The sequence below is a fragment of the Bacteroidetes Order II. bacterium genome, assembly GCA_016788705.1.
Taxonomy (GTDB): Bacteria; Bacteroidota; Rhodothermia; order Rhodothermales; family UBA2364; genus UBA2364.
In genome coordinates, this window is the sequence record JAEUSQ010000063.1 from 22,780 (window position 1) to 45,905 (window position 23,126).

Annotated in this window: 25 protein-coding genes; 12 read left to right on the top strand and 13 right to left on the bottom strand. The window is 47.9% G+C overall.

Translation table 11 applies throughout. The annotated features are described in order from the left end of the window. Window positions 1-97: 97 nt before the first annotated feature. Window positions 98-1,264 carry a Na+/H+ antiporter NhaA gene (nhaA, locus tag JNN12_16380; GenBank protein ID MBL7979916.1) on the top strand — a complete coding sequence of 389 codons (1,167 nt, stop codon included), beginning with the start codon at window positions 98-100 and terminating at the stop codon, window positions 1,262-1,264. A gap of 130 nt (window positions 1,265-1,394) precedes the next feature. On the opposite strand, the gene JNN12_16385 is transcribed toward nhaA, so the two are convergent. The 5 genes from JNN12_16385 to lipA all read right to left on the bottom strand — a co-directional run bounded on the left by JNN12_16385 (window position 1,395) and on the right by lipA (window position 5,782). Continuing rightward, complete coding sequence (locus tag JNN12_16385; GenBank protein ID MBL7979917.1) at window positions 1,395-2,660, bottom strand: bifunctional 3,4-dihydroxy-2-butanone-4-phosphate synthase/GTP cyclohydrolase II; 1,266 nt, start codon at window positions 2,658-2,660, stop codon at window positions 1,395-1,397. A gap of 55 nt (window positions 2,661-2,715) precedes the next feature. Beyond that, entirely contained in the window at window positions 2,716-2,994 is a 279-nt protein-coding gene (gene yajC / locus JNN12_16390; GenBank protein MBL7979918.1) for a preprotein translocase subunit YajC, read from the bottom strand. Between the two features lie 151 nt (window positions 2,995-3,145). After that, on the bottom strand, window positions 3,146-4,372 hold the full coding sequence (locus JNN12_16395; protein MBL7979919.1) for a geranylgeranyl reductase family protein: 1,227 nt from the start codon (window positions 4,370-4,372) through the stop codon (window positions 3,146-3,148). A gap of 32 nt (window positions 4,373-4,404) precedes the next feature. Further along, entirely contained in the window at window positions 4,405-4,914 is a 510-nt protein-coding gene (locus JNN12_16400; protein ID MBL7979920.1) for a TlpA family protein disulfide reductase, read from the bottom strand. Continuing rightward, window positions 4,895-5,782 carry a lipoyl synthase gene (gene lipA, locus JNN12_16405; protein ID MBL7979921.1) on the bottom strand — a complete coding sequence of 296 codons (888 nt, stop codon included), beginning with the start codon at window positions 5,780-5,782 and terminating at the stop codon, window positions 4,895-4,897. The genes JNN12_16400 and lipA overlap by 20 nt, the downstream gene beginning before the upstream one ends. Before the next feature lie 383 nt (window positions 5,783-6,165). On the opposite strand from lipA, the gene JNN12_16410 reads away from it, so the two are divergent. Next, window positions 6,166-7,509 (top strand): L-lysine 6-transaminase, encoded by a 1,344-nt coding sequence (locus tag JNN12_16410; protein ID MBL7979922.1) that lies wholly within the window; start codon window positions 6,166-6,168, stop codon window positions 7,507-7,509. Window positions 7,510-7,684: 175 nt separating this feature from the next. Further along, entirely contained in the window at window positions 7,685-8,086 is a 402-nt protein-coding gene (locus JNN12_16415; GenBank protein MBL7979923.1) for a hypothetical protein, read from the top strand. Window positions 8,087-8,182: 96 nt separating this feature from the next. On the opposite strand, the gene JNN12_16420 is transcribed toward JNN12_16415, so the two are convergent. Next, a complete protein-coding gene (locus JNN12_16420; protein MBL7979924.1) occupies window positions 8,183-9,112 on the bottom strand; it encodes a M28 family peptidase in 930 nt (309 codons plus the stop codon). Window positions 9,113-9,378: 266 nt separating this feature from the next. Between JNN12_16420 and JNN12_16425 the strand changes: the two genes are divergently transcribed. The 3 genes from JNN12_16425 to JNN12_16435 all read left to right on the top strand — a co-directional run bounded on the left by JNN12_16425 (window position 9,379) and on the right by JNN12_16435 (window position 10,920). Then, window positions 9,379-9,651, top strand: a complete 273-nt coding sequence (locus JNN12_16425; protein MBL7979925.1) for a hypothetical protein — start codon at window positions 9,379-9,381, stop codon at window positions 9,649-9,651. Window positions 9,652-9,728: 77 nt separating this feature from the next. Further along, window positions 9,729-10,175, top strand: a complete 447-nt coding sequence (gene tsaE, locus JNN12_16430) for a tRNA (adenosine(37)-N6)-threonylcarbamoyltransferase complex ATPase subunit type 1 TsaE (protein MBL7979926.1) — start codon at window positions 9,729-9,731, stop codon at window positions 10,173-10,175. A gap of 31 nt (window positions 10,176-10,206) precedes the next feature. Further along, the gene (locus tag JNN12_16435; GenBank protein MBL7979927.1) at window positions 10,207-10,920 is read left to right on the top strand and encodes a hypothetical protein; all 714 of its coding nucleotides are present in this window, start codon (window positions 10,207-10,209) and stop codon (window positions 10,918-10,920) included. 7 nt (window positions 10,921-10,927) lie between these two features. On the opposite strand, the gene fabD is transcribed toward JNN12_16435, so the two are convergent. Next, window positions 10,928-11,872, bottom strand: coding sequence for an ACP S-malonyltransferase (gene fabD / locus JNN12_16440; GenBank protein MBL7979928.1), 945 nt, complete (start codon window positions 11,870-11,872; stop codon window positions 10,928-10,930). 215 nt (window positions 11,873-12,087) lie between these two features. Here fabD and JNN12_16445 point away from each other — a divergent pair, with 215 nt between their 5' ends. Both JNN12_16445 and JNN12_16450 read left to right on the top strand, forming a co-directional pair. Further along, window positions 12,088-12,408 carry a winged helix-turn-helix transcriptional regulator gene (locus tag JNN12_16445; protein MBL7979929.1) on the top strand — a complete coding sequence of 107 codons (321 nt, stop codon included), beginning with the start codon at window positions 12,088-12,090 and terminating at the stop codon, window positions 12,406-12,408. Next, complete coding sequence (locus JNN12_16450; GenBank protein MBL7979930.1) at window positions 12,405-12,911, top strand: SRPBCC domain-containing protein; 507 nt, start codon at window positions 12,405-12,407, stop codon at window positions 12,909-12,911. The genes JNN12_16445 and JNN12_16450 overlap by 4 nt, the downstream gene beginning before the upstream one ends. Before the next feature lie 62 nt (window positions 12,912-12,973). Here the strand turns inward: JNN12_16450 and JNN12_16455 are convergent, their stop codons facing one another. The 3 genes from JNN12_16455 to JNN12_16465 all read right to left on the bottom strand — a co-directional run bounded on the left by JNN12_16455 (window position 12,974) and on the right by JNN12_16465 (window position 15,974). Continuing rightward, window positions 12,974-13,873 carry a hypothetical protein gene (locus JNN12_16455; GenBank protein MBL7979931.1) on the bottom strand — a complete coding sequence of 300 codons (900 nt, stop codon included), beginning with the start codon at window positions 13,871-13,873 and terminating at the stop codon, window positions 12,974-12,976. Window positions 13,874-13,902: 29 nt separating this feature from the next. Continuing rightward, window positions 13,903-14,913, bottom strand: coding sequence for a hypothetical protein (locus tag JNN12_16460; protein ID MBL7979932.1), 1,011 nt, complete (start codon window positions 14,911-14,913; stop codon window positions 13,903-13,905). Between the two features lie 194 nt (window positions 14,914-15,107). Then, window positions 15,108-15,974, bottom strand: a complete 867-nt coding sequence (locus JNN12_16465) for a DUF58 domain-containing protein (GenBank protein ID MBL7979933.1) — start codon at window positions 15,972-15,974, stop codon at window positions 15,108-15,110. A 227-nt stretch (window positions 15,975-16,201) separates the two neighbouring features. Here JNN12_16465 and JNN12_16470 point away from each other — a divergent pair, with 227 nt between their 5' ends. Continuing rightward, window positions 16,202-16,891, top strand: a complete 690-nt coding sequence (locus JNN12_16470; GenBank protein MBL7979934.1) for a DUF2461 domain-containing protein — start codon at window positions 16,202-16,204, stop codon at window positions 16,889-16,891. A 4-nt stretch (window positions 16,892-16,895) separates the two neighbouring features. On the opposite strand, the gene trxA is transcribed toward JNN12_16470, so the two are convergent. Next, window positions 16,896-17,732 carry a thioredoxin gene (trxA, locus tag JNN12_16475; GenBank protein ID MBL7979935.1) on the bottom strand — a complete coding sequence of 279 codons (837 nt, stop codon included), beginning with the start codon at window positions 17,730-17,732 and terminating at the stop codon, window positions 16,896-16,898. Window positions 17,733-17,932: 200 nt separating this feature from the next. On the opposite strand from trxA, the gene JNN12_16480 reads away from it, so the two are divergent. After that, the gene (locus tag JNN12_16480) at window positions 17,933-19,102 is read left to right on the top strand and encodes a PD40 domain-containing protein (protein ID MBL7979936.1); all 1,170 of its coding nucleotides are present in this window, start codon (window positions 17,933-17,935) and stop codon (window positions 19,100-19,102) included. A 92-nt stretch (window positions 19,103-19,194) separates the two neighbouring features. On the opposite strand, the gene JNN12_16485 is transcribed toward JNN12_16480, so the two are convergent. Both JNN12_16485 and proC read right to left on the bottom strand, forming a co-directional pair. Then, a complete protein-coding gene (locus JNN12_16485; protein MBL7979937.1) occupies window positions 19,195-19,941 on the bottom strand; it encodes a hypothetical protein in 747 nt (248 codons plus the stop codon). Window positions 19,942-19,954: 13 nt separating this feature from the next. Then, a complete protein-coding gene (proC, locus tag JNN12_16490) occupies window positions 19,955-20,776 on the bottom strand; it encodes a pyrroline-5-carboxylate reductase (GenBank protein ID MBL7979938.1) in 822 nt (273 codons plus the stop codon). A 167-nt stretch (window positions 20,777-20,943) separates the two neighbouring features. On the opposite strand from proC, the gene JNN12_16495 reads away from it, so the two are divergent. Both JNN12_16495 and JNN12_16500 read left to right on the top strand, forming a co-directional pair. Further along, complete coding sequence (locus JNN12_16495; GenBank protein ID MBL7979939.1) at window positions 20,944-22,524, top strand: amidohydrolase; 1,581 nt, start codon at window positions 20,944-20,946, stop codon at window positions 22,522-22,524. Window positions 22,525-22,627: 103 nt separating this feature from the next. After that, entirely contained in the window at window positions 22,628-23,122 is a 495-nt protein-coding gene (locus tag JNN12_16500) for an Lrp/AsnC family transcriptional regulator (GenBank protein ID MBL7979940.1), read from the top strand. Window positions 23,123-23,126 lie beyond the last annotated feature (4 nt).

Below are 23,126 nucleotides of genomic sequence, written 5' to 3' on the forward strand. Positions count from 1 at the left end.
GTAGGGGTTAGAAATCGCTTGCTTCTTGTATGCAAGATATTCGTTGTGTTTCCTTGTCCTAAACCTTTAAAATACAACGCCTATGGTTAAGAAATTAATGCACCCTTTTATTCATCCCATCAAAGAATGGTCAGAAGATGGGAAACTATCTGGGATTTTACTGGTGCTGGCTACGTTGGTATCTATTACCCTGACCAATGGCGCTCTCGGAGCGGCCTATCAACAATTTTGGCAGATTCAGGTGGGAGCGGGCATACTCGAAAAATCTCTGGGTCATTGGATTAATGATGGCCTAATGGTCTTGTTTTTCTTTTTGGTAGGACTGGAAATCAAAAGGGAGTTGCTCCAAGGCGAATTGTCGGATACCCAAAAAGCCTTATTGCCTGCAATGGCGGCAGTGGGGGGGTTGGTGGTGCCGGCGCTCATTTTTACAAGTTTTAATTGGGGTTCTCCGTATATGGCTGGCTGGGCCATCCCAACCGCCACCGATATTGCCTTTTCCTTGGGTGTCTTATCCTTGCTTGGGAAACGGGTACCGCTGGCATTAAAAGTTTTTCTAACGGCACTCGCGATTATAGACGATCTTGCGGCCATTCTTATTATTGCAGTGTTCTATTCTTCAGGTATCCAATTTGGGATGTTGGGGCTTGCCGTTTTGGTGATGGGGGGGCTATTTCTCTTGAACAAAGGGGGCGTCAAGCAGATGACTCCCTACGCCATTCTGGGGATAATCCTTTGGTTTCTCATCCTGAAGTCTGGCATTCACGCTACCATAGCGGGGGTTCTATTGGCCCTGACTATCCCGCTTGGAAAGGTAGAAGACTTAGAACATGCGTTACACAAACCCGTACATTATGGAATTCTCCCTGTTTTTGCCTTGGCGAATACGGCGATTTTAATTCCGTTTGATGAATTGGGCATGGTGTTTAGTAGCCTCAGCTATGGCATCGTCCTTGGACTGATGATTGGGAAGCCAGTTGGTATTTTAGGAATGACCTATCTTTCGGTAAAGTTAGGACTTACGAAGCAACCGCAAAATGCTTCTTGGTACCAAATTGCTGGGTTAGGTTTTACAGCTGGTATTGGGTTTACGATGTCGCTCTTTATTGCTTCGCTTTCTTTTTCGGAAGGCGCTATGCTCAATGTGGCAAAACTCGCCATCCTCATTGGCTCGGTATTGTCTGCCCTTCTCGGATTGTTGATTTTATCGTTGGCTGCAAATCCTGCATTCGAAGACGACGACAAAGATACGTTCGTGCATTGATGATAAAAGGGCGGTTTGATTTCCAATAGCCTCGTTGTTGATACGACAAGGCTATTTTGTAGCCAGATGGATCTACTACGTGCCCAACTTATACCAGATTCTGTTTTGCATGATCTAAACGAGTGCTACGCTACCCCAATAAGTCTTGCAAAATCTGGTTATGGTGTATGCCTGAGTCGGATTCGTTCATTATCTCGTGTCCCATCCGGTCGCGCTTAGTGCGCAGGTATTGTTCATTGACCTCATTAGGGGGAATCTCGATGGGTACACGCTCTATAATTTCCAATCCATAACCCGAAAGTGCAATGCGTTTAGTGGGGTTATTGGTGATCAGCCGAAGTTTGCTTACCCCAAGGTTGCGCAAAATCTGGCAGCCAATGCCATAGTCTCGTTGATCCATTTTGAACCCAAGTGCCAAATTGGCCTCCACCGTATCCATTCCTTGTTCTTGTAGCTGATATGCCCGAAGTTTGTTGATCAATCCGATTCCACGCCCTTCCTGCTTCATGTAGAGCACCACGCCTTTTCCTTCGGCCTCAATCATCCGCAATGCTGTGGCAAGTTGGTCTCCGCAATCGCAACGCATAGAGCCAAAAATGTCTCCGGTTACACATTGGGAATGGACCCGCACCAAAACGGGCTCGCCTTCGTCCCATGTGCCTTTTACAATGGCAAGGTGATTATCACCCGTAAGCCGTTCTTCGTAGGCAACCATGGTGAAGTGTCCAAAGCGCGTAGGCATATCCACCTCAATGATTCGGCTCACCAACTTCTCTTGTTTCATCCGGTAGGCAATTAGGTCTTTGATGGTGATGATTTTCATCCCAAACTGCGACGCTAAATCCATCAGTTGTGGGACACGGGCCATTGTGCCATCTTCATTTAGAATTTCCACAATAACCCCCGCCGGATACAAACCCGCCATACGGACCAAATCCACGGCGGCTTCGGTATGTCCGGCGCGGCGTAATACACCGCCCTCTACTGCCCGCAATGGAAAAATATGACCTGGCCGACCAAAGTCCGAAGGCCGTGCTTTCACATCGGTTAGGGCCTTAACGGTTGCATATCGGTCATATGCCGAGATGCCCGTGGTGGTACCTGCAAGTTTATAATCTATTGAAATGGTAAAGGGCGTTTCGTGAATGGCTGTATTCTCTGTCACCATGAGGTCCAGTTCCAATTCCGTCGCTCGTTGACGGGTAATGGGTGCACAAATAAGACCCCGACCATATGTGGCCATAAAATTAATTAATTCTGGGGTCATCTTTTCAGCCGCCCCCAAGAAATCGCCTTCATTTTCGCGGTCTTCATCATCCACTACAATCACCAATCGCCCGGCGCGAATATCTTCGATAGCTTCCGAAATAGTATGGAACCGATAGTTGGTCTGCATATGCACTCAAAAAAACAACAGGGCAATCCTCAAAGATTGCCCTGCTTGGGTGAGATCAATTTTTTGATTTACCGACGACGTCTTGAACGGCATTTTTGGCAATTCGTACTTTTACATTGGTATCTATCTGAACCATCACGTGGCCTTCAGCTACTTCAGTTACTTTGCCGAAGATGCCCCCTACCGTGAGTACCTCGTCCCCTTTTTGAAGGGCATTGATTTGCTCTTTCCGCTCTTTTTCTTTCTTTTGCTGTGGTCGCAAAATTAGAAAATAAAAGACCAGCATGATGAGTACCAGCGGTAGAAACGACATAAAAGGGTTGTTCGGATCCATATTGTGTAGGGGAGTAAGTGGAAAAGGGTTAAGTAAAAACAGCGCTTAAACGCTTCGCGTTCAATATGTGTTCGGATGAAGCCATGAAGTTACGGTTTGTTTTGGCAATAATGCGTGAGGGGATTTTGAAAACCGTTCCAAAGTTTCAGGCTTAAGCCATGAGCAACCGGAGGTAAAACATTGGGGAAATAAGTTGTTTCCGTTGGTCATGGTCGTCAAACATACAGGAAATGGTATCGGCAATTTTGGGATCCCGCGAGGCTTTGGCAATAACTGTATTGAGCAGCCACTTCCAATTGGTCAGGCGCTGCATCCAATGACTCAAGCGTAACTCATCGGTGAGGATGCGGAGAACTTCGGTTTCGTAACCAGACAAAAAAGCGGCATCGTACCGTTGGGTATCCATTGCTTTTTTTGCCCAAATAGCGGCTTGTTCGCCGCTTACCATCGCATTTCCGATACCCTCGCCGGTGAAGGGGTCTATTAAACTGGCGGCATCTCCCAGCAGCAACCAACCGTCTCCGGCCATTGTACGCGGACGCGATCCCAGTGGCAAGCCCCACCCTTTTACAGGGCCGATCGCCTCGGCATGGGTAAACCGATCCCGAAAGCGTGGATGGGCAATCAGTTTATCTAATAAGGATTTTAACTTCACTTTTCGGCTTTTAATTTCCGAACTCAGCATCCCCACGCCCACATTGGCCTCGCCATTGGGCATTGGGAAAATCCAGAAATAACCAGGAACGGCCTCGTCCACAAAGTGCAATTCAACATGGTTTTGCGGATGAAAGCCTGTTACCCCTTTATAATACGCCCGCAGTCCACCACAATAATGGGTCTCGTCTAACTGATTCATCCCCAGCGACTTTGCCACTGCCGAGTAGGCCCCATCGGCACCGATCACCAAAGGCGCAAATGCCTGTTTCTCCGTTCCATCAGCGGCTTTGGTCGTAATACCTCTTATAGTACCGTTTTCCTGTAACAAGCCTGTAAAGGTCGTTTGTAACCAGATGGTAGCCCCCGCCTCTTGTGCTTGTTCAAAGACCAAGGCATCAAAAAATTCGCGCCGACAAATATAGCCCGGTGCCACAGGTTTGTTAAGCTCTTTGGTAAATGGAATAGACACCTGGTCGCCGTAAGGTCCGCTGAATGTTACCCCCCAAGAAGGTAAACTGGTGCTATTTTGTAGGGCCTCTGTCATGCCCAACCGTTTGATGACAGACATGCTTTTTCCGGAAATCGCATCGCCACATATTTTGTCGCGGGGGAAGAGGTCTTTGTCTATGAGTAAAACGCTCAAGCCCGCACGGGCAGCACATGCCGCCGCCGTACTGCCCCCCGGCCCGGCACCAACGATAATACAGTCGAAAGAATTCATAAAAGGGATATGGGATAATGATTGAATAGAAGTCAAGGAACCAGAAGCGCCTCAACTTCTCGCGAGAGCAAGGCTGCCACATCGTCATGCGGATTAAAACCACGGTGAATAAATGCAATCTCGCCTTTGGGTGACAGCATAATGGTGGTTGGGAGACCTACAACCCGAAAATACGCCGAGGTTTTCCGGTCTATATCGTAATAGTTGGGATACCGAATACCAAGTCGTTGTAAAAAAGCCTCGGCTTCTTGCGGGGTTTCCGAATGATTGATAGCCACAAAAGCTACTTTCGGATGTTGTTCATAGCGTTCGTAGAGGCGTTGCAATTGTGGCATAATCCGCACACATGGGCCGCACCAAGAGGCCCAAAAATCCAAGACCACCACTTTTCCACGAAGGTTTGGAATATTTATGGATTCGCCTGAAGAATACCTAAGTTGGAGGTGCGGCAATGCGCCAGGCGACGTACACGACGAGGAACTGCCCAAGATCAGAACCATCCAACACCAACGAAGCCGTCGCTCAAACATGGCGCTCTGCATGATACGACGACCGCACCAGCGGGCCGCTTTCTACGTGACCAAGCCCCAATGCTTCGCCTATTTCCTTATACCACCGGAATTTTTCTGGGTGAACGAAGGCTTCTACGGGCAGGTGCATTTTGGTGGGTTGCAGGTATTGCCCAATCGTCATCACATCCAACCCGACAGCTACCAAGTCTTTCATCAGCGCCACCACTTCCTCGTCCGTTTCGCCAAGACCCACCATAATGCCGCTCTTTGTTCGGAGTCCCGCTTCCTTGGAGCGCCTTAACACCTCTAAAGAGCGCTGATAATTGGCCTGTGGGCGTACTCGGCGGTATAAACGCGGCACGGTTTCCATGTTATGGTTCATCAATTCGGGCCGAGCATCAATCACCAGTTGCAGGGCATCCCACAATCCGCGAAAATCAGGGATTAATACTTCTACGGTACAACCAGGTTGGTATTCGCGAATCAGCCGGATCGTTTCGGCGAAAATGGGTGCGCCCCCGTCTTTCCGGTCGTCGCGGTTGATGCTGGTGACCACCGTATGCCTCAACCCCATGAGTTTAGCCGCTTCGGCTACCCGCCGAGGTTCGTCATAATCCAATTCGTATTGCAACGCCCGACCTGTTTTTACGGCACAGAAACCGCAACTTCGGGTACAAATATCTCCCAAGATCATAAACGTAGCGGTCCCGGCACTCCAACATTCCCCCATATTGGGGCAACGGGCACTCTTGCAGACTGTGTGCAGGCTATGGTCTTCGATGATCTGATTGACATGGTTAAACGTTTGGCCGTAAGGCAACCGTACCCGCAGCCAATCCGGTCGTTTGCCTTGCACATTTTCCACCAACGGCTTTTGAATCACCGGTAGTTCAATCATATCCAGTCCGTCTCCTATGGACGGAGGGGGGGCTTGGGGAAACGTTTTTGGCATTTTAGTGCAATTGGGTCAAAAAAAAACAATCCACTTTTACGATCAATATAAGAAATGATCCGACGGGGGTGTTTCTTTATGTACGAAGTTCGTATCTTATCTACGATCCAATTATCATTTTTTTCTTCAAATGGTTTGCGAAGCTTTTTGGGTGTTCACCCAGTGACGACCTTGCCTCTCACCGCTTCCATGATCGCCATGGGCGCAATCATGCCGCAGACCTATTTTCTGAACGTCCCCTTTAACGTTGGCTTCCGGCTGGTTGTGTCCGGGCTGTTTTTTTGAACAGTCCAATATTTTTCCCTTATACCTTAATCCGGAGCACACCCATGGTTCATTCTGTATCCCCCATCTTTCCCGCAGAAGACGTACACCGCACGCTACATCGCCATATGCTGGCAGATGGTATGCCGATGGTCTTGGACATGTCGCGCAGTCAGGGTTTGTACATCTATGATAAACTCACCCAAAAACGGTACATAGATTATTTTACCTTCTTCGCCTCGGTACCACTTGGGCTTAATCCACCGGAATTTCGTGAAGACCAAGACTTTTTAGACCGCTTGATGGATGCTGCGTTGAACAAAGTCTCAAACTCGGACCTCTATACAGAACATATGGCCCGCTTTGTAGATACGTTCTCACGGGTGGGTATCCCAGACTATCTCCCCAATCTGTTTATGATTTCGGGAGGGGCACTCGCCGTGGAAAATGCCCTAAAAGCAGCTTTCGACTGGAAGGTGCGGAAAAATTTTGCCAAAGGATACCGCTCAGAGCGAGGGCACAAAGTCATCTACTTTGAACAGGCATTCCATGGGCGTAGTGGTTATACGATGACGCTCACGAATACAGATCCGAACAAAGTGGCCCTTTTTCCGAAGTTCGACTGGTGCCGCGTGGTTTCTCCACATGCCAACGAACTGCCTACAAAAGGGAACTTGGATGAAGTTATTGCTCGTGAAACAATAGCCATTGCCCAAATCAAGCGTCACTTTGCGGATAATCCTGATGATATTGCCGCCATCATCATTGAGCCTATTCAGGCAGAAGGGGGAGACAATCACTTCCGACAGGAATTCTTGAAAGCCTTACGCGATTTGGCAGATGAAAACGAGGCGCTTCTCATCTTTGATGAAGTGCAGACGGGTGTAGGCCTTACAGGCACGTTTTGGATGCACGAACAAACGGGTGTTAAGCCAGATATTCTGGTATTTGGTAAAAAAATGCAGGTTTGTGGTATTTTGGCCGGAGATCGGATACGGGAAGTGCGGGAAAATGTATTCGAGAAACATAGCCGCATCAACTCCACTTGGGGTGGCAGTTTAGTAGATATGGTACGCTCCGAAAAAGCACTTGAAGTGATTGAACAAAAAAAACTATTACAAAATGTCCGGCATATGGGCAGCCTGCTCATGAAGGAAATTCGGGCGTTGGCAGATACCTTTGAGGAAGTGGAAAATCCGCGTGGTTTGGGACTGATGTGTGCTTTTGATTTACCTTCAACTGATATTCGTGAAAAATTCAGACATCTTTGCTATGATAATGGCCTCATTATTTTGGGATGTGGTACGCGTACGGTGCGTTTCAGAACAGCCTTGACAATAGATGAAAACGGTATTGCAGAAGGGATGGGCCTCATTCAGTCCACGCTTTTGCAATTGTTTGGCAGATAACAGGGTCTGAAACCTTTTTTGCGTTTGGAGGTTGTGGGTGTCTATTATTTGCTCGGATCGGATTTACATTGTATAAACCCGATTCGGGTTGTATTTTGGTTGTAATTTACTATCATTGTACTTCAAGCTCTTCAGTGAGATTGGATTATACCACACCCGCCCACTATTTGTTGAAATGAGCAGTCACCGTGCTTACCACCTTAGGACTGGTAAATGGAAAACCATTGCCGTTAACTTCGGACTTTTCCCCCGCCGGATCACCATAGAAATTAATGCCACCCGCCCTGTAAAGTGGCGAAGGCTTGCGCTTATTCCCGGATTAGGGTCTTTCAACGCACAGAAAAAAACCTTCCTTTTTTGGGGTGTGTTGCAGCTAAAATGCTACGAGAACCGCACTGCAACGGTTTATACCACGGGTGAACGTAAGACTTACGAAAATTATGATGCGGATAATACGCCTAGTTTAAATAATCCTGATACTCCTTCTCGCCGATCTAAGAAGCGTTCATCACATAACAATCGGAATCATTATAGTGCCTTTTTTGCGGCCACAAGCTTCTTGGAATGGCTAATTTGAACTGCTATGTGTATTGGTTGGCATAAAAAACGGCTCCTTCATAAACAGAAGGAGCCGTTTTTTAATTGCATAGCTGGGCACAGTGTACGTTGTTTATTACTTTGCTACCGCTTCTTTCCGATGAATCATCACCGTATCCAAATGCTGATCCATCGAAATGGCCACCTGAAGGATCGTCTGAACGGCTTGGAAATAAAAGGAAGGCATGATGCGCTCAAAGTCATCAGTGGGGCGGTGGTAGTCGGGGTGGTCTTCCACACCAAAGTATAAAAAAGGAACTCCGGCCTGATGAAACACACCATGATCTGAGGCCGAAACCCAGTTTTGTGCGCCATGATCTTCTGGCCGGTCATGTCCATAGCGAATCTGAATCTTGCTTTGCCGTGTTCCTTCCTCGGCGATGGATTTTAGAAAAGGATAGGGATGGGTGCCCGTGATATACATCTCTTTCTGCTCGTTTCGAGAAATCATGTCCATGTTCAGGTTGAGGGCAATTTGATCTACCGGAACCGCTGGTTCTTGCATAAATGCCCGCGCTCCCTGCAAACCCATCTCCTCGGCATCCCATGCGGCAAAGAGAATTGAGTGTTTGGGTTTGTTCTTGCTAAAATAGGCAGCTATTTGCAGTAGCCCCGCAGTTCCGCTTGCATTGTCGTCGGCGCCATTATAAACCTGATTGTTCATCGTTCCGACATGGTCGTAGTGCGCGGAGATGACCATCCAGATTTGGGGTTGTTCTGCCCCCTCGATGTAGCCAATGACATTTTTCCCACTTAAGGACGCATTCCCACGGCTGACCGTAAATGGATGGAAATATTCGTCTTTAAAGAACTTTAGGTTATGAGAGGCAAAAAAAGCCGATATATACTGGGCCGCTGCTCGTCCACCAGGCGAGTCCGGACGACGGCCACCAAGAATGTCGGATGAGAGCCAGCGGAGATCTTGAAGCAGCTGAGTAGAATCTGACAAGGCCTGTGAAAAGGCGCTCATTGGCAAAAGAAGAAGGCAGAGGATTGTTTTTTTCATGTCGGATAGGATAATAAGAAGTATGGAAGAGTAATGCCTTTAAACCAGTATAATATAAAATTGGTTGCGTACAAGAAAAAAATGTTATTAATCGTTCCTTTTCGATCGCTTTAGGTTTTTTTAGGTTGTATTTTATGAATGTACTTTATGTGTCTTACATATTGTCACTTATCTGCACAAAACTTTCTTCTGCTGTATTCCAGCATCCTCCGCCTCTATATAATTGAGCTACAAAAGCCATGCAAAGCGTATTATGTTAAACGCCTTTGCTAGTCCCTGCATCTTACGTAGGCCCAATCTGTAATGGGAGTAATACCGATCGGGTCTGTATTCTTACATCATACATCACCACCACAACTATGTTATTGGTAACCTCTTATAAGGCAAAACTCTCCAGCAGCAAGGACAAAACCAAGGTCTTGTATCAAATCTTGGGCGATGATCGGCTTTCGGAGAAGCAAAAGCGTGAGCTTGCGGATTATATGCAACTAATCTCGCGAGACCGGATGACTTCGGTTTATAAAAAGTTCAAACGTTAGGTATCGGCCCCGCAAGGGGCTTTTTTTGTATGTTATAATAGCCCAAGCGCCTTGTATTAAGATGGTTGACCCCAAACATGAAGATGCCTGCTAAATTTACGTCCCTACTCCCTTATACCTCTTTGTCTGTTACCGAAACCCTTGATATCGGGAGGTTGCTTGCACCCTTGTTGTTGCCGGGTAGTGTATTGGCTTTGTATGGGGAAATGGGGGCAGGAAAAACACATTTGGTCAAAGGTCTTTGTATGGGATGGGGGATTCCGCATGACATGGTAAACAGTCCCACGTTTACGGTGGTGAATGAATATCAGGGCAATAATTTTCCTGTTTACCATTTTGATGCGTATCGCATAGAGCACCCTACAGCTTTTCTGGAGTTGGGTTTTGAGGAATATTTTTACGGAAAGGGGGTTTGCATCATCGAATGGCCGGAGCGTGTTGTAAAATGGTTGCCTGCCGATGCGGTTTGTCTGCAATTAACCCATTTGGACGAAGGCAAGCGCCTTATTTCATTACGCTCATAAGTTCCTCAATCCTCACTAAATTTACACCGCCATGTTCGTTCGTTTTTTCAAAACGGCCCCTTTGTTGTTTGTCTTTGTTCCTGTTTTCTTGTTTGCCCAAGCAGATCGTCCTCTTTACCGAATTACCTTTACCAAAGGTGGTTTCTTGCTTGGAACTGTCCTTGAGGAAACCTCTCATTTCCTTACCATCCGCAGCCACTCCGGGAAAGTTTGGGAGCTTAGGCGCTCCGATGTTGCATCTATGGCGCCCGTAGAACTTACGGGGGAAGTCATTGAACAATCTGCGTTTACCGATAGAACCCTTCGTAAAGCAAAATCTACCCTTGATGCTTATGGCTGGATGGCTTCTTCGACGGCGATCTCTTTGGCAGGTGGTGCAGGGATATTAAAATTAGACCAAGGTGCTGGCTCCATGCCGGGTGCGATGCTTTTGGCTGGTGGTTTGGCGTTTGGGCCGGCCGTTGGAAATCTATATGCGGGTGATTGGAAACGCGGAATACTAGGAAGTGTCCTCCGTGTGGGTGGCTTGGTCCTGATAGCGCGTCCGGACGCACGACGCGAGACGAATCCTCTTTCGGCAGGACAAGAGCTGCGCCATAAATCGGTGGGAATGGCACTTGTTTTTGGCGGAACATTATACAATATGGTGACCATTCCGCGCTCCCTACAGAAGTACCATTCCCGCTTACAATCCTTTTCGGTTGCTCCCAATGGCGTGGGTGTGCGTGCTGTCCTGGCTTTTTAAGGCGGCGTTAGCCAAGGAATTTGGCCAGTTGGTCCAGTGTACCCACTTGTACGGTGGGAGTGTTACGACCTAATGTACGTTTCACCAAGCCGGATAACACATTGCCTGCGCCAACTTCCACAAATCGTTCAAAGCCATCGGTCTTCATTTGCTCTAAAGTCTGCGCCCACCGGACAGGCGCTGTCAGTTGGGCCAGGAGCATCTCTCGGATGACCACAGGTTGCGTTTCTGGTTTTGCCGTTACATTCAGATAGACGGGTACTTGTGGTGATCGTATATCCATTTTTTGAAGTCCTATACCAAGCCCAGGAACTGCAAAGGCCATCAAAGGGGAGTGAAAGGCACCAGATACCGAGAGAGGGACCACTTTGGTTGCTCCTTTTTCGGTGGCAAGCGCCATTGCTTGCACTACTGCCGATACATCTCCGGAAATCACGATTTGCCCTGGTGAATTGAAGTTTGCTGGTTGTACCACGCCCGCGCCCAAGTCGGTTACTTCCGAACATAGGGCTTCTATGGTGTGGTTGGCCATGCCAAGAATGGCTGCCATGGTGCCCGGTCTTTTTGTTCCTGCCTGCGCCATCAGTTCACCGCGAAGGCGTACAGCCCGTAATCCATCTGCAAAGGTGCAAGCTCCCACCGCTGCCAATGCCGAGTATTCGCCCAAACTATGTCCGGCGGCAGCCTCAAAAACCGCAACCTCCTTCATTGCAGCCAGCGCCGCCATAGCATGTACATAGAGCGCTGGCTGTGTGTTTTGGGTTTTGCGCAGTTCATCTGCTTCTGCATCAGAATTGCCCCCTTTGCCAAACATGAGGTCGGTAAGAGAGAAGCCTAATACGGTGTTTGCTTCTTCAAAAATGGCACGTGCAGCCGTATTGTGTTCGTATAGGTCGCGGCCCATCCCCACAAACTGGGAACCTTGGCCGGGAAATAAGAAAGCGGTTTTCATGAATTAACTGTTTGGAAAAAGGGTTTAAATCCAGTTATCGGATGAAAGGACGGATAAATATACGGCTCTCTTGCTACCAGCGTCACAACCTACATCCATTTATCAAAGCGGGGTGCTCGGTATATTTTATGGCACCTATTTGCAATGATCCTGTTGTGCAACCCAATAATTGCATGTATATTAGCAATTGTATGGTTGCATAAAATATATCCGTGATGCAAAGAGACGTTTTTCAGGCGATCGCTGATCCAACAAGACGTGCTATTTTGGGTTTGGTTGCCTGCCAAGCAATGACGCCCAATACATTGGCGACCCATTTTGAGATGAGTCGTCAGGCGGTGTCTAAACATATACACCTTCTTTCTGAGGCGGAATTGGTATATGCAAAGCCGAATGGGCGAGAAGTGTATTATCACTTAAATCCCATTAGGATGAAAGAAGTGGCCGATTGGCTTGCACCTTTCCAGCAACTTTGGGAATCGCGCTTTATACAGTTAGACAACGTATTACAAACTTTAACAGAAGAGAAAAAATGAATCAATCTGCTACAGGAACCCTTTTTATGATAGATATACAAAAGGGTTCCTTGGAAATTAGTCGCATATTTGCTGCAAACCGTACATTGGTCTGGCGTGCTTGGACGGAAGCCGATTTATTGGATCAATGGTGGGCCCCGAAGCCTTGGAGGTGTGAAACAAAGCATATGGACTTTAGGGAAGGAGGCCGCTGGATCTATGCAATGGTGGGGCCAAATGGTGAGCGGCATGGCGCTGTTCAGCGCTATTCCGAGATTTTGAAAGAAGTCTTCTTTAGAGGCGAAGATGCTTTTGCAGACGAAGAGGGCAACATCAATGGGCTACTTCCGGTAGCCACTTGGGAAAATGTCTTTACCGATGTAGTGGAAGGAACCTTGGTAAAAACCTTTGTGCAATATCCTAATCCGGAAGCATTACAAGAAGTACTGAATATGGGCATGGAAGAAGGTTTGAAAATGGCACATGGAAATTTAGACGAGGTGCTCGGCGATCTGGTCGCATGACATTAAAAAAGGGCTGCCTCGTCTCTATGGAAGCAGCCCTATCTTGTATTTAATTGTTTGTTTTAGAACAGGCCGGGTGGCAAAGGTTCGTTTACCTTGGCATCCAACAACTTGAGGCCCTGCTCTACACGGTTTGCCGAAGTTTTTGCCAGTTGTTTCTCATTCCGTTCGATCATTTTTTTGGCTTGTTCTTGTTGCTCTTTGGTGGGCAATTGAGCGATCATTTGCTTATTGGCTTCTAATTCTTTGGTAATCTGGGCTTTATCAGCGTCAGAAAGTCCAATACCTTCGCCTTCCATTAATAAAACGGTTTCAAACGGAATCATCAAGCCTTTGATATCGCGGTAATCTCTCCAGATGGAAGTGACCGTAGCGGTCTTATCTTTATTTTTAATTTTCTCGGTGATATTGGAACGAATCTGCCGGATGAAGCCGTGTTTTTGGTCCACAAATACCCGCACCATCTCAATTTTAGCCGTTTTGGGCATCCCAGCAAAAGCCATACTGCCCATTGTTCCGACGCTGGACTGCGTCATGGCGAGTACATAGGTGTCTGCACCATCCACCTTTTCTGGCTTGTCGAGCGTGGTATTTTTTGCAATACGTGTTAGTGCGCTATCAGCCAAAGCAGCACATGCGGCCCGATCCCACATTTCATAGATATTCTGGTCACCCACAGGGGTTTCTTTTCCATCTTGTTTCCGTGCAACGCGGGTTTCTACACGGGCTTTGGCACTTCCAGCCACCAAGACTTTTTGGTTATAGATAGTGGCATCGTCCTCCAGCACCAAGGCGTAGTGATTAAACTTGCCCAAGTCCTCGGCACAGCGCCCCCGTACCTGTTTCAGGACATCCGTTACGCTTACTTCTTTTACGTTCGTCCCACCGTTTCCAGAGGAACTGGGATTACAGCCTGTCCACAACAGCAGCATACTTAGTATGGCAAAAAAAGATAACTTCATGATTAACATTTATTGTAGGATGATAAAAATCAGTTAGATAAGCCTTGCATATTCGGCGGTTTTGGTGGAGGAACAGGCGCGTTAGGATTAAACAATGCTTCTGGCACTCCTTTATTTACTTGAATGTTTTTCAGATAAACCTGTTCTGTCATTTTGCCTTGTTGCAGGGCACGCATTTGGTCTTCTGTGCGAACAATATCGGTCTGTAAGGCTTCTATTGCTTGTGTTTTGTCTTGTTCAGAGAGTTGGATTTCTCCCGACTCTACTTGCCGGAGTTGTTGGCGCATTTCGGCAAGCATCTGCTCTACCTGTTTGCGGTCTTCAGTAGAGAGGAGAACCCCTTCTCCGGTGATCACGGTTTCGCGTCGTTGCCAAAAATGCACCCCCCCAAAGCGAACAGGTTCTTTCCATGTTACCATGACCGTTATGGGTTTTCCTTTGGCTTCGGATTGTCCTTCAAAGCGACGAATTAACCAGTTGTTTGGGTCCACAAACATAATCAATGGACCGTTTCCAGTGGTTTGGGTATCATAGAACAACGAACGACCTTCCTCGGTGGTGAATAACTGCTTTCTGTCCACACTCAGTTTATAACACAAGACTCCATCCACAAACCCAGTTCCTTGTGCGGTAAAAAATCCTGCAATCTTTTCGGGTTTTTTTAGGTTGGCAAACCCCCCACGATTCCAGATTTCAAATTGATTGCCTCGCCAGGTTAACCGTTGGCGTCCGGGTGTGACACGGTTGGTGGTAAGGGCGTGCAAGACTGAATCTGCTCCTTGTTTTTCTTTGCGTACATAGACACTTAGGTCTTCATCTGTAGCATAAGAAAAATTTTTGATAGGCAATAGTTCTTTGTGCTGGTATGCTTGCATGTTCCGCAGTAGTTCTATGGGCTGAAGCGGCGGCAAAGAAGTGGCTTGGGCGCTACTGAGTATGGGTTTGGTATTTTCTGGTGTCTCGGTGGGTTGGGTACAAGCCGAGAAGGCGAAGTAACCCAAGAGCAAAATTCGAGGCAACAATCCAAACGAAGCGTTCATAACGGTTTTTCGATTTACGGTTAGCAGATCAATATAGGCCATTCTTCACATCGTTAAAAACTAAAAAACCGGATAGAAATCATTTCGATTGCTTTTTGAATTTTATTGGGCATGAACCTTGTTTTGCGGTATAAAAAACGGATGCCACAATTAGGGTTTCCTATATGATATCCGCGAAGGGGGACAGATGCCGTTTACATGAGCATTCGGCGTTTGTTCAGATAGTGCAGCATGGCTTTGTCGTAGGCGGTGGCCGTATCCAATTCCACAAAATCTATATTAAATTCTCTGCAACGTCGGCGGAATGATTCCGAAAAGGCCGATACGGCCTCGGTATAGGCGTCTCGGATTTGGGCTGGCTGCAGGGTAAGGGTTTCGCCCGTTTCCATATCGCGGAAGACCATCGGCAAGTCGGGGAAGCGGAAGTGCCGCTCGGTTCCGGATTCCAAGATATGGAACACCAAAACCTCGTGTTTACGGTGGCGTAGGTGTTTTAGGGCACGAAGTAGTTCTTCGTGTTCACCCACATTCTCAAACAAATCGGTCATCACCACAACCAAAGCACGTCTTGTAATGCGTTCAGCCACCTCGTGAAGCGCCGCTGCTGCCCCGGTTTTTCGGGCATCGGGTTTTTGTACAAATTGTTCTAATTGCGACAACAACCCGCGCACATGTTGACTGGTCGCCTTTGGAGGAATATAGGTATGGACCCTTTCATCAAACCCAATCAAACCCGTCGCATCTCGTTGCAGGGTCATCAAATAGTGAAAAGCCGCAGCCAGATACGAGGCATATTCCAGTTTCGTAACGCCATTCTGGTGTTTGTATTGCATCGAGGAAGAGGTATCTAAGACGACATATTGCCGCAGGTTGGTTTCTTCCTCGTATTGTTTGACGTGATAGCGACCCGTTTTGGCGAAAACTTTCCAGTCTATGTGGCGTAATTCGTCGCCGGGGTTATATGGGCGGTGCTCGGCAAACTCCACCGAGAAGCCATGATAGGGGCTTTTGTGCAAGCCCGTGATAAAGCCCTCGACAATCATGCGGGCACGAAGCTCCATGTTTTTGAGTTGCGAGATGGTCGCTGGCTCTAAAAAGCGGCGTGAACTTGCAGGTGTTTCGATCACAGGGTTGGGGTTTTAGACGGCTTGGCGCGGTTACTGAACGCCATGAATAGGGCTTCGTTCCGTAGAATGCAAGAATTGTGCCTGCTGTAGTGCTTGTTTGCGGGTCGGAAAAGGTTGTACTTTAAGCCATATGCTGTTTCTGCAACCCTATTCAATCCGAAATGACTCTCGATATACCACCTTTTACAGGATTTAGCCCCGTTGCCTTTCAATTTTTGCACGACCTCTCGGAGAACAACAACCGCGAATGGTTTGCGATCCATAAGCCAATATATGAGGCCGAATTGTTGGCGCCAATGCGTTCTTTGTTGAACGATGCCGGGCAGCAATGCCAAATGGAGGGGATCCCATTATTAGGCGATCCTAAAAAAGGACTCTTCCGAATTTATCGTGATACCCGTTTTTCTTCCGACAAATCGCCTTATAAAAACCACCTGGGCGCGGTTTTATCGCGGGATGGCGGCACAAAAGGCATCGGAGATTTATACATCCACATCCAGCCGGGCGAAATGTTCATTGGCGGTGGTTATTGGCATCCTGAACCGGATCTCCTGAAGAAATTTCGGGAGCGTATTTCGGATGATCCTCATGGATTTGTACACATGGCGCAAGCCTTAGAAGGTGCCAAGATGCCGCTTATGACAGACGGCGCCTTGAAGCGTTTGCCCAAAGGGTATGAACAGGAAAGTGAGAGTCCTGCTGCCGATTTTCTGAAGTGGAAGTCCTTCTTCTGCATGAAAAAACTTCCCAACGAAGTGGCGCAGACCTCTCACTTTGTGCATGAAGTCACCGGCGCCGCCCGTGCCATGTTACCTCTCTTGCGGTACGGCTGGGAAATAATGGGTGGTTAAGCGGTTATGCATAGAGCCACATATCAAACGAACGTCGGTATTGCTTGGCAACCGGATGTGCAAAACCAAGATACGAGAAAAAAGCAACACCCAGCGTTTTGGCCGCATCGTTGAAATACGTCCGATCTTTTTGGAGTAACTCAATAAGGCCCGCTGCGACCGTTGCAAAATCTTGTTGCCGCATGGCCACCAAAACCGCTTCTAATATAGACTTCCCTGGCCCTTCCGGAAGGGTATCTGGCGGGGTGGTGAGCCAAGTAAGCAAACTGGTCAGGCCGGAAATACGCGACCACTCCGACGAGAGTTTGGCGTTTTGGTGTGGGACCAATAATTCTGAAGCGCGATCGGGATTGCTAAAGAGCAAAACCTCGGCCAGCGATAGGGCATATTCCAATTGTTGCGGCTTTTCGGCGAGGAGTTCCTCTAAAAGGGCTACCCCTGCGCCCGTTTCTCCCTCGGCAAGGTGGCGCTTGGCTTCTTCAAATAGTTTTTTTTCCTGAGACGGAATGTTTTCGGAAAGCCACTTCCGGAGTGCATGCTCCGGTAACGCACCCGTGAATTCAGCCACCACATTTCCACCAGCAAATAACTTTACCGCCGGAATTCCGCGAATCTGATAACGCGCCGAGATGTCCGGATTTTCGTCGGTATTCAGTTTCACCAAAGACCACACCTCCGATTGTTCGGCGGCTAATTTTTCCAATATCGGGCCAATCATTCGGCATGGGCCACACCACGGTGCCCAGAAATCTACTAATACGGGTTTTTCAAAGCTGGTCCGAATGACCGCTTCCTCGAACTGAGTTGCGGTAACATTAAGGACGGTTGGATCATTTGTCATATAGCATTATTTAAATGAAAGAGGGCATTGGTTTGTGTAATAATTTGTCGCCATCTTGTATATTATTGTGTTATTATATATTTTAATCTTTTAAGTATATAATTAGGCAGAAAAAAATTATTGTGCCATTCATCATACTATTTCGCTAAACTTCGTATCGTAGTGGCTTATTTTGTTTCACCATTACATTATAATCAACCATGCGATTTTACGTTTTGTTTGTGATTTTTCTAAGTATTGCGGCTTGCTCTGCGCCGAAAGAACGGCCAAATAAGGTGACTTCTGGGGGATACAATCCTGCGACAGACTCCCTCCGCTTTACGGGCGAGGTACACCTCCGGAACATCAAACAGCTCACTTTTGGTGGCAACAATGCAGAAGCCTATTGGAGCTTCGATGATAAACAGTTGATTTTTCAGAGTGATTGGGGGCTGATTAACGGGCAAGGTTGTGATCAGATTTATCGGATGAATGCCGATGGCTCAAAACTGCCGAATGGAAAAGCCTATGAAGAGATCTCTACAGGAAAAGGCCGTACCACATGTTCTTATTTCTTGCCGGATGGCCGGATGGTCTTTGGTTCTACTCATGGCGCAGCCAAAGAATGCCCACCTCCAGCAATGTTTTCGCAAGGGCGATATGTATGGAGTATCTATGATTCCTATGATATTTATGTAACCGATAAAGAGGGCAAAAATCCCAAAGTGCTGATTGGCGGTTCCGGTTACGATGCCGAAGCAACCGTTTCGCCAGATGGTAAGTGGATTATTTATACCTCTACCCGTAGTGGCGATCTTGAATTGTGGCGCTATAACCTACAAACCGGCGAGCATAAGCAACTTACTACCGAACTTGGTTACGACGGCGGCGCCTTTTTTTCTCGTGACTCCAAACATATCGTATGGCGTGCCAGTCGGCCTAAAGTTGGAGAAGAAGCGGAAACGTATAAAGCGCTTCTTAAACAAAACCAAGTGGAACCGAAAGCTTTAGACCTTTATGTGGCTGATATTGAGGGCAAGAATGTGCGACGTGTCACCCAGTTGCCCGGGGCCAATTGGGCACCCTTCTTTACGCCGGATGGTAAGCGCGTACTGTTTGCCTCCAACCACCACAGTATGAACCGCCCCGGACGCGAGGCCGGACGCGAATTTGCGATCTTTATGGTAAATGTAGATGGTACGGGTTTGCAACAGGTAACCAAATCGGGCACATTTGAGGCTTTTCCGATGTTTTCGTTTAGCGGAAAAAAAATTGTTTTTGCCTCCAATCGTAATGTTGGCCGTACACCAACCCGCGACACGAATGTGTTTGTGGCCGACTGGGTGGACAATCCCGAACCAGTTGATGTGAATTTCAAAAGTTGGAGATAAGCGTTTGTTATCATGCGAAAACGGCCTCTACTTGTTAAGGGAGGCCGTTTGTTTTGGATAGAACCTATATTTGGTGGCGTACAGCAGCACCTTTACCCACGTAATTTGGCCGTAGAGAAGCAATCAAGGTCTAAAGATTCTTTGGCGTGCCAGCACCAAAACGCCTGACATGGAAAGCGGTTCTCATATAGGGCACGGTTGATCATGACAGCATCTATCCGCTTGTCTAAGGAGCGTGCGATGGTCAGTTTGGCATAATCCGAAATACCTCCCGATATGACTAATTTCATTCTCCGGACCTCCGAAGCAAGTGCTTGGAAGACCGATGGGGCAAAAACCGCCTGTTGCTGTGCATTGCGCACCGTACAAACCACACGATAACATCGGGCTTGCTCCAATGCTTTTAGGTAGGATACAGCATCGTAGGACTCGGAACCACAGACAACCTGGTTTTCGGTAACATTTACGTGTACGCCGATCCGGTGGGAGGGAAAGTAGCGGAACAGGGTTTGCATTTGTTCGGGCGAACGGGCCGTCACAATGACTTTGTGAACCTGAAGCGAGAGCAAGGCTTCAACCTCGTCGGGGGTGCGTACACCACCTGAAGCCATTACCGGAATGTCTAATTCTCGGCAGATGGTCTCGATAAAGGCAAAATTATTTTTGTCACTATAGGCGGCGTCATAATCAAAAACCAGCAATGTACGGGCATTTTGTAACCGCCATAATTTGGCCATTTTGACCGGATCGTCAAAGAACGTGCGGTTGGCCCCTACCTGGTATTCGGTACGGAACAGACACATCCCGTTTTGTAGGACTATGGTGGGAATGATGAGCACGTTTTTAGGGAGATTATTTTTTCTTGCTTAAGGCGTGGGCGCGTTCGGTGGCAGCACCGACGGCATTGATGAACATGGTTCGCAAGCCGTTCCGCTCCAAGTCCGCGATAGCAGCCATGGTCGTTCCACCAGGTGTGGTCACTTCGTCGCGTAGAATCGCCGGATGTTTTTCTGTTTCTATCATCATCTTTGCTGCGCCATAAACGGTTTGTACGGCCAATTTTGAAGCCACGCTCCGGGGAATCCCTTGGTTTACCCCTCCATCCGTTAGTGCTTCGATGACCATATAAATATACGCAGGACCACTTCCCGACAACCCGGTAACGGCATCCATCAGGTATTCCGGCACTTTCTCCACCAGTCCTACTGCTTTAAAAATCTCTGAGGCTACGTCCCAATGTTCCTTTTGGGCATAGGTTCCAGCGGCAATAGCGGTGGCAGCCGCATCCACCAACGCAGGCGTATTGGGCATTGCCCGCACGACGGGTAAGGTCTGGGCCAATATTTCGCAGATAGAATTGGTGGTAATCCCTGCAAGAATCGAAACAATTTGTGTTTGTGGCGTCATAACCTGACGAATGTCTTCCAGTACTTCAGCAATACTTTGTGGTTTCACCGAAAGTACCACAATATCGGCCACGCTTGCGGCCTCGGCATTGGCCGTAGTGGTATGAAGACCGGGGAACATACGCGCTAATTCTTCAAGGGCATAGGGGTTCCTTCGGGTAGCCCAGATTTGATCTGGCCGGACGTTCCCGCCTCTGATGAGGCCACCGATCAGGGCACGGGCAATGTTCCCTGCACCCAAAAAAGCAATGGTTTTATTGGTTAGCAAAGTAAAAAAGGTTTAATTTCTGAAAGGACTGGAGATTGCCATCCGAATTAAGATAAATAAAACGAATTCAGGTTGGTAAAATTACTACTTTTCAAAAAGTGAATCCGCATTCCGTTCCATGAAGTACGATAAAAATAAACGAATTATTTGCTAATCATCCTCAATCTATGTCATCTATTCTTTTTGTTAATGGCCCCATTCTGACCATGGATCCGAAGATGCCCGAAGCAGAAGCGGTTTGGGTAGAGAATGACCGCATACGAGCGGTTGGTACGTTTAAAGAGTTGACCTACCTTGCACCTGATGCCGAACACTACTCCTTGAATGGTCAATGCCTTCTTCCCGGATTTGTGGAGGCGCACATCCATGTCTGGAAAGTGGGAAATCTCCAAACCCATACACTCGATTTGCGTGGCACCACCAGTATCCTCGATCTACAAGAGCAACTCCGGGCATTTGCAGCGGAGCGTCCAGAGGCGGCCTGGATTCAGGCCCGTGGGTTTAATGAAGCAGCCATGTTAGAGCGTAGAATGCCTACGCGCGAAGATTTGGATGCCGTTGTACCAGATCGCCCCGTTTTGGTTCAACGAACGTGTGCCCATATCTTGGTTTTGAACAGTTTAGCGCTTGCATATGCCGACATCACCGCAGAGACGTCTCCACCCATTGGTGGTGAAATTCATTTGGGGCCAGATGGCTACCCCAATGGGATCCTTACAGAAACGGCGCAAGGTTTGGGGTTTGGTGCGGCTCCAGCCTTTACCGAAGCCGACTACGTTACCATGATCTCGGCGGCAACCGAAACACTCCTCGCACATGGCTTCACTACCGCCACAGATCCTGGGGTAATGCCGGATCTCTTGACGGTTTACCGAAAGATGGAGGCAGAAAAACGCCTTAGAATGCGTTTTAATGTGATGCCTATTCGGTTGCCAGATGGTGGGAAGACCGCATTGCCCCTGCCCGAACGCTCTTCCTCCGATTTTTTGACCATCAATACAGTCAAGTTCTTTGCCGATGGCGGCCTTAGTGGAAAGACCTCGGCGGTAAGCCGTCCGTATCGTGGGACTGCAAACGAGTTCGGCGTTTTGCGTTTACCACCAGACTTTTTTTATGAATTGGCGCATGAACCCCACGAGAAAGGGTGGAAAATTGCCACACATGCCATTGGCGATGTTGCGATAGAAGGTATTTTGTCCACCTACGAGCGCTTATATCGGGAGACGCCCTCGCCTGCCCGACACCGTATAGAACATTTGGGGTTGCCGAATTCGGATCATCTGAAACGGGTGTCGGCTGCTGGCATTGCGGTAGCACCACAGCCGATGTTTTTGCGGGAATTGGGTGGAAACTTCCGACAATATTTAGATGATGCCTTTTTGGCACAGTGCTACCCCATACGATCTATGCTGGAGGCTGGCATAACGGTGGCATTTTCTTCGGATGCACCTGTCGTAAAGCGAATTCATCCATTGGAAAACCTACATGCGGCCTACTTCCGGCGCGACCTCACGGGTGGCGTCATCACACCCGAAGAATCGGTCTCGGTGATGGAAGGTTTGTACGCATGCACGATGGGTGGAGCGATTGCCAACAGTATGGAAGACCAGATCGGATCGCTTACGCCGGGCAAATTCGCAGATTTTGTAATTTTAGAGACCTCGCCGCTTGCAGTTGATCCGGAACGACTTCCGGAAGTTAAGATTAAAGAGACGTGGGTGGGCGGAAAACGGGTATTTGCCGCCTAAACCACAAATCGTTTTATGGTTGGCACACCCATTGCGAACTCTAATAAAAATTACTATCCTTGACTTACGCAACAATCCTCCGCCACCTAATCCCACAATCCCAATGGCAGTGATACAATTAGACGAACTGGACTTTGCCATCCTTCGCGCCCTTCAAAAAGATGGACGAATGTCTTTCACTGATTTGGCAAAAGAGCTTAATGCCTCGGTAGGGACTATTCGTAACCGCTATCATCGTCTAGCAGAGGAAAAAACCCTCACGGTATTTGGACGTGTAAACCCAGAACATATCGGCTTAAATGTGTATGCACATGTGCAAATTGCCGTTCGTCCCGCCTCGCGAATAGACGAAGTGGCTGCCGAAATTGCTGCCATTACCGAAGTCTCGTTCCTTGCCATGATATCGGGAGATTATGAGTTGGAGGTTAATGTGATGTGCCGCAACAACCAGCACCTCATCGAAATCATGAACCGCGTCCACAAAATTGACGGGATTTTCAGTACAAAAACCACTATGTATTTGCGGGTTTATAAAATAGCCCAGCCAGACCTACATTTAGTACGCCCATTGGAGACCAGAAATTGGTCTGAGAACTAATCCA

What these genes read in the sequence shown, in the direction of transcription:
- nhaA (MBL7979916.1), top strand. Translation starts at nt 98, where the DNA reads ATGCACCCTTTTATTCATCCCATCAAAGAATGGTCAGAAGATGGGAAA.
- JNN12_16385 (MBL7979917.1), bottom strand. Translation starts at nt 2,660, where the DNA reads ATGCAGACCAACTATCGGTTCCATACTATTTCGGAAGCTATCGAAGAT.
- yajC (MBL7979918.1), bottom strand. Translation starts at nt 2,994, where the DNA reads ATGGATCCGAACAACCCTTTTATGTCGTTTCTACCGCTGGTACTCATC.
- JNN12_16395 (MBL7979919.1), bottom strand. Translation starts at nt 4,372, where the DNA reads ATGAATTCTTTCGACTGTATTATCGTTGGTGCCGGGCCGGGGGGCAGT.
- JNN12_16400 (MBL7979920.1), bottom strand. Translation starts at nt 4,914, where the DNA reads ATGCAGAGCGCCATGTTTGAGCGACGGCTTCGTTGGTGTTGGATGGTT.
- lipA (MBL7979921.1), bottom strand. Translation starts at nt 5,782, where the DNA reads ATGATTGAACTACCGGTGATTCAAAAGCCGTTGGTGGAAAATGTGCAA.
- JNN12_16410 (MBL7979922.1), top strand. Translation starts at nt 6,166, where the DNA reads ATGGTTCATTCTGTATCCCCCATCTTTCCCGCAGAAGACGTACACCGC.
- JNN12_16415 (MBL7979923.1), top strand. Translation starts at nt 7,685, where the DNA reads ATGAGCAGTCACCGTGCTTACCACCTTAGGACTGGTAAATGGAAAACC.
- JNN12_16420 (MBL7979924.1), bottom strand. Translation starts at nt 9,112, where the DNA reads ATGAAAAAAACAATCCTCTGCCTTCTTCTTTTGCCAATGAGCGCCTTT.
- tsaE (MBL7979926.1), top strand. Translation starts at nt 9,729, where the DNA reads ATGAAGATGCCTGCTAAATTTACGTCCCTACTCCCTTATACCTCTTTG.
- JNN12_16435 (MBL7979927.1), top strand. Translation starts at nt 10,207, where the DNA reads ATGTTCGTTCGTTTTTTCAAAACGGCCCCTTTGTTGTTTGTCTTTGTT.
- fabD (MBL7979928.1), bottom strand. Translation starts at nt 11,872, where the DNA reads ATGAAAACCGCTTTCTTATTTCCCGGCCAAGGTTCCCAGTTTGTGGGG.
- JNN12_16445 (MBL7979929.1), top strand. Translation starts at nt 12,088, where the DNA reads ATGCAAAGAGACGTTTTTCAGGCGATCGCTGATCCAACAAGACGTGCT.
- JNN12_16450 (MBL7979930.1), top strand. Translation starts at nt 12,405, where the DNA reads ATGAATCAATCTGCTACAGGAACCCTTTTTATGATAGATATACAAAAG.
- JNN12_16455 (MBL7979931.1), bottom strand. Translation starts at nt 13,873, where the DNA reads ATGAAGTTATCTTTTTTTGCCATACTAAGTATGCTGCTGTTGTGGACA.
- JNN12_16460 (MBL7979932.1), bottom strand. Translation starts at nt 14,913, where the DNA reads ATGAACGCTTCGTTTGGATTGTTGCCTCGAATTTTGCTCTTGGGTTAC.
- JNN12_16465 (MBL7979933.1), bottom strand. Translation starts at nt 15,974, where the DNA reads ATGGAGCTTCGTGCCCGCATGATTGTCGAGGGCTTTATCACGGGCTTG.
- JNN12_16470 (MBL7979934.1), top strand. Translation starts at nt 16,202, where the DNA reads ATGACTCTCGATATACCACCTTTTACAGGATTTAGCCCCGTTGCCTTT.
- trxA (MBL7979935.1), bottom strand. Translation starts at nt 17,732, where the DNA reads ATGACAAATGATCCAACCGTCCTTAATGTTACCGCAACTCAGTTCGAG.
- JNN12_16480 (MBL7979936.1), top strand. Translation starts at nt 17,933, where the DNA reads ATGCGATTTTACGTTTTGTTTGTGATTTTTCTAAGTATTGCGGCTTGC.
- JNN12_16495 (MBL7979939.1), top strand. Translation starts at nt 20,944, where the DNA reads ATGTCATCTATTCTTTTTGTTAATGGCCCCATTCTGACCATGGATCCG.
- JNN12_16500 (MBL7979940.1), top strand. Translation starts at nt 22,628, where the DNA reads ATGGCAGTGATACAATTAGACGAACTGGACTTTGCCATCCTTCGCGCC.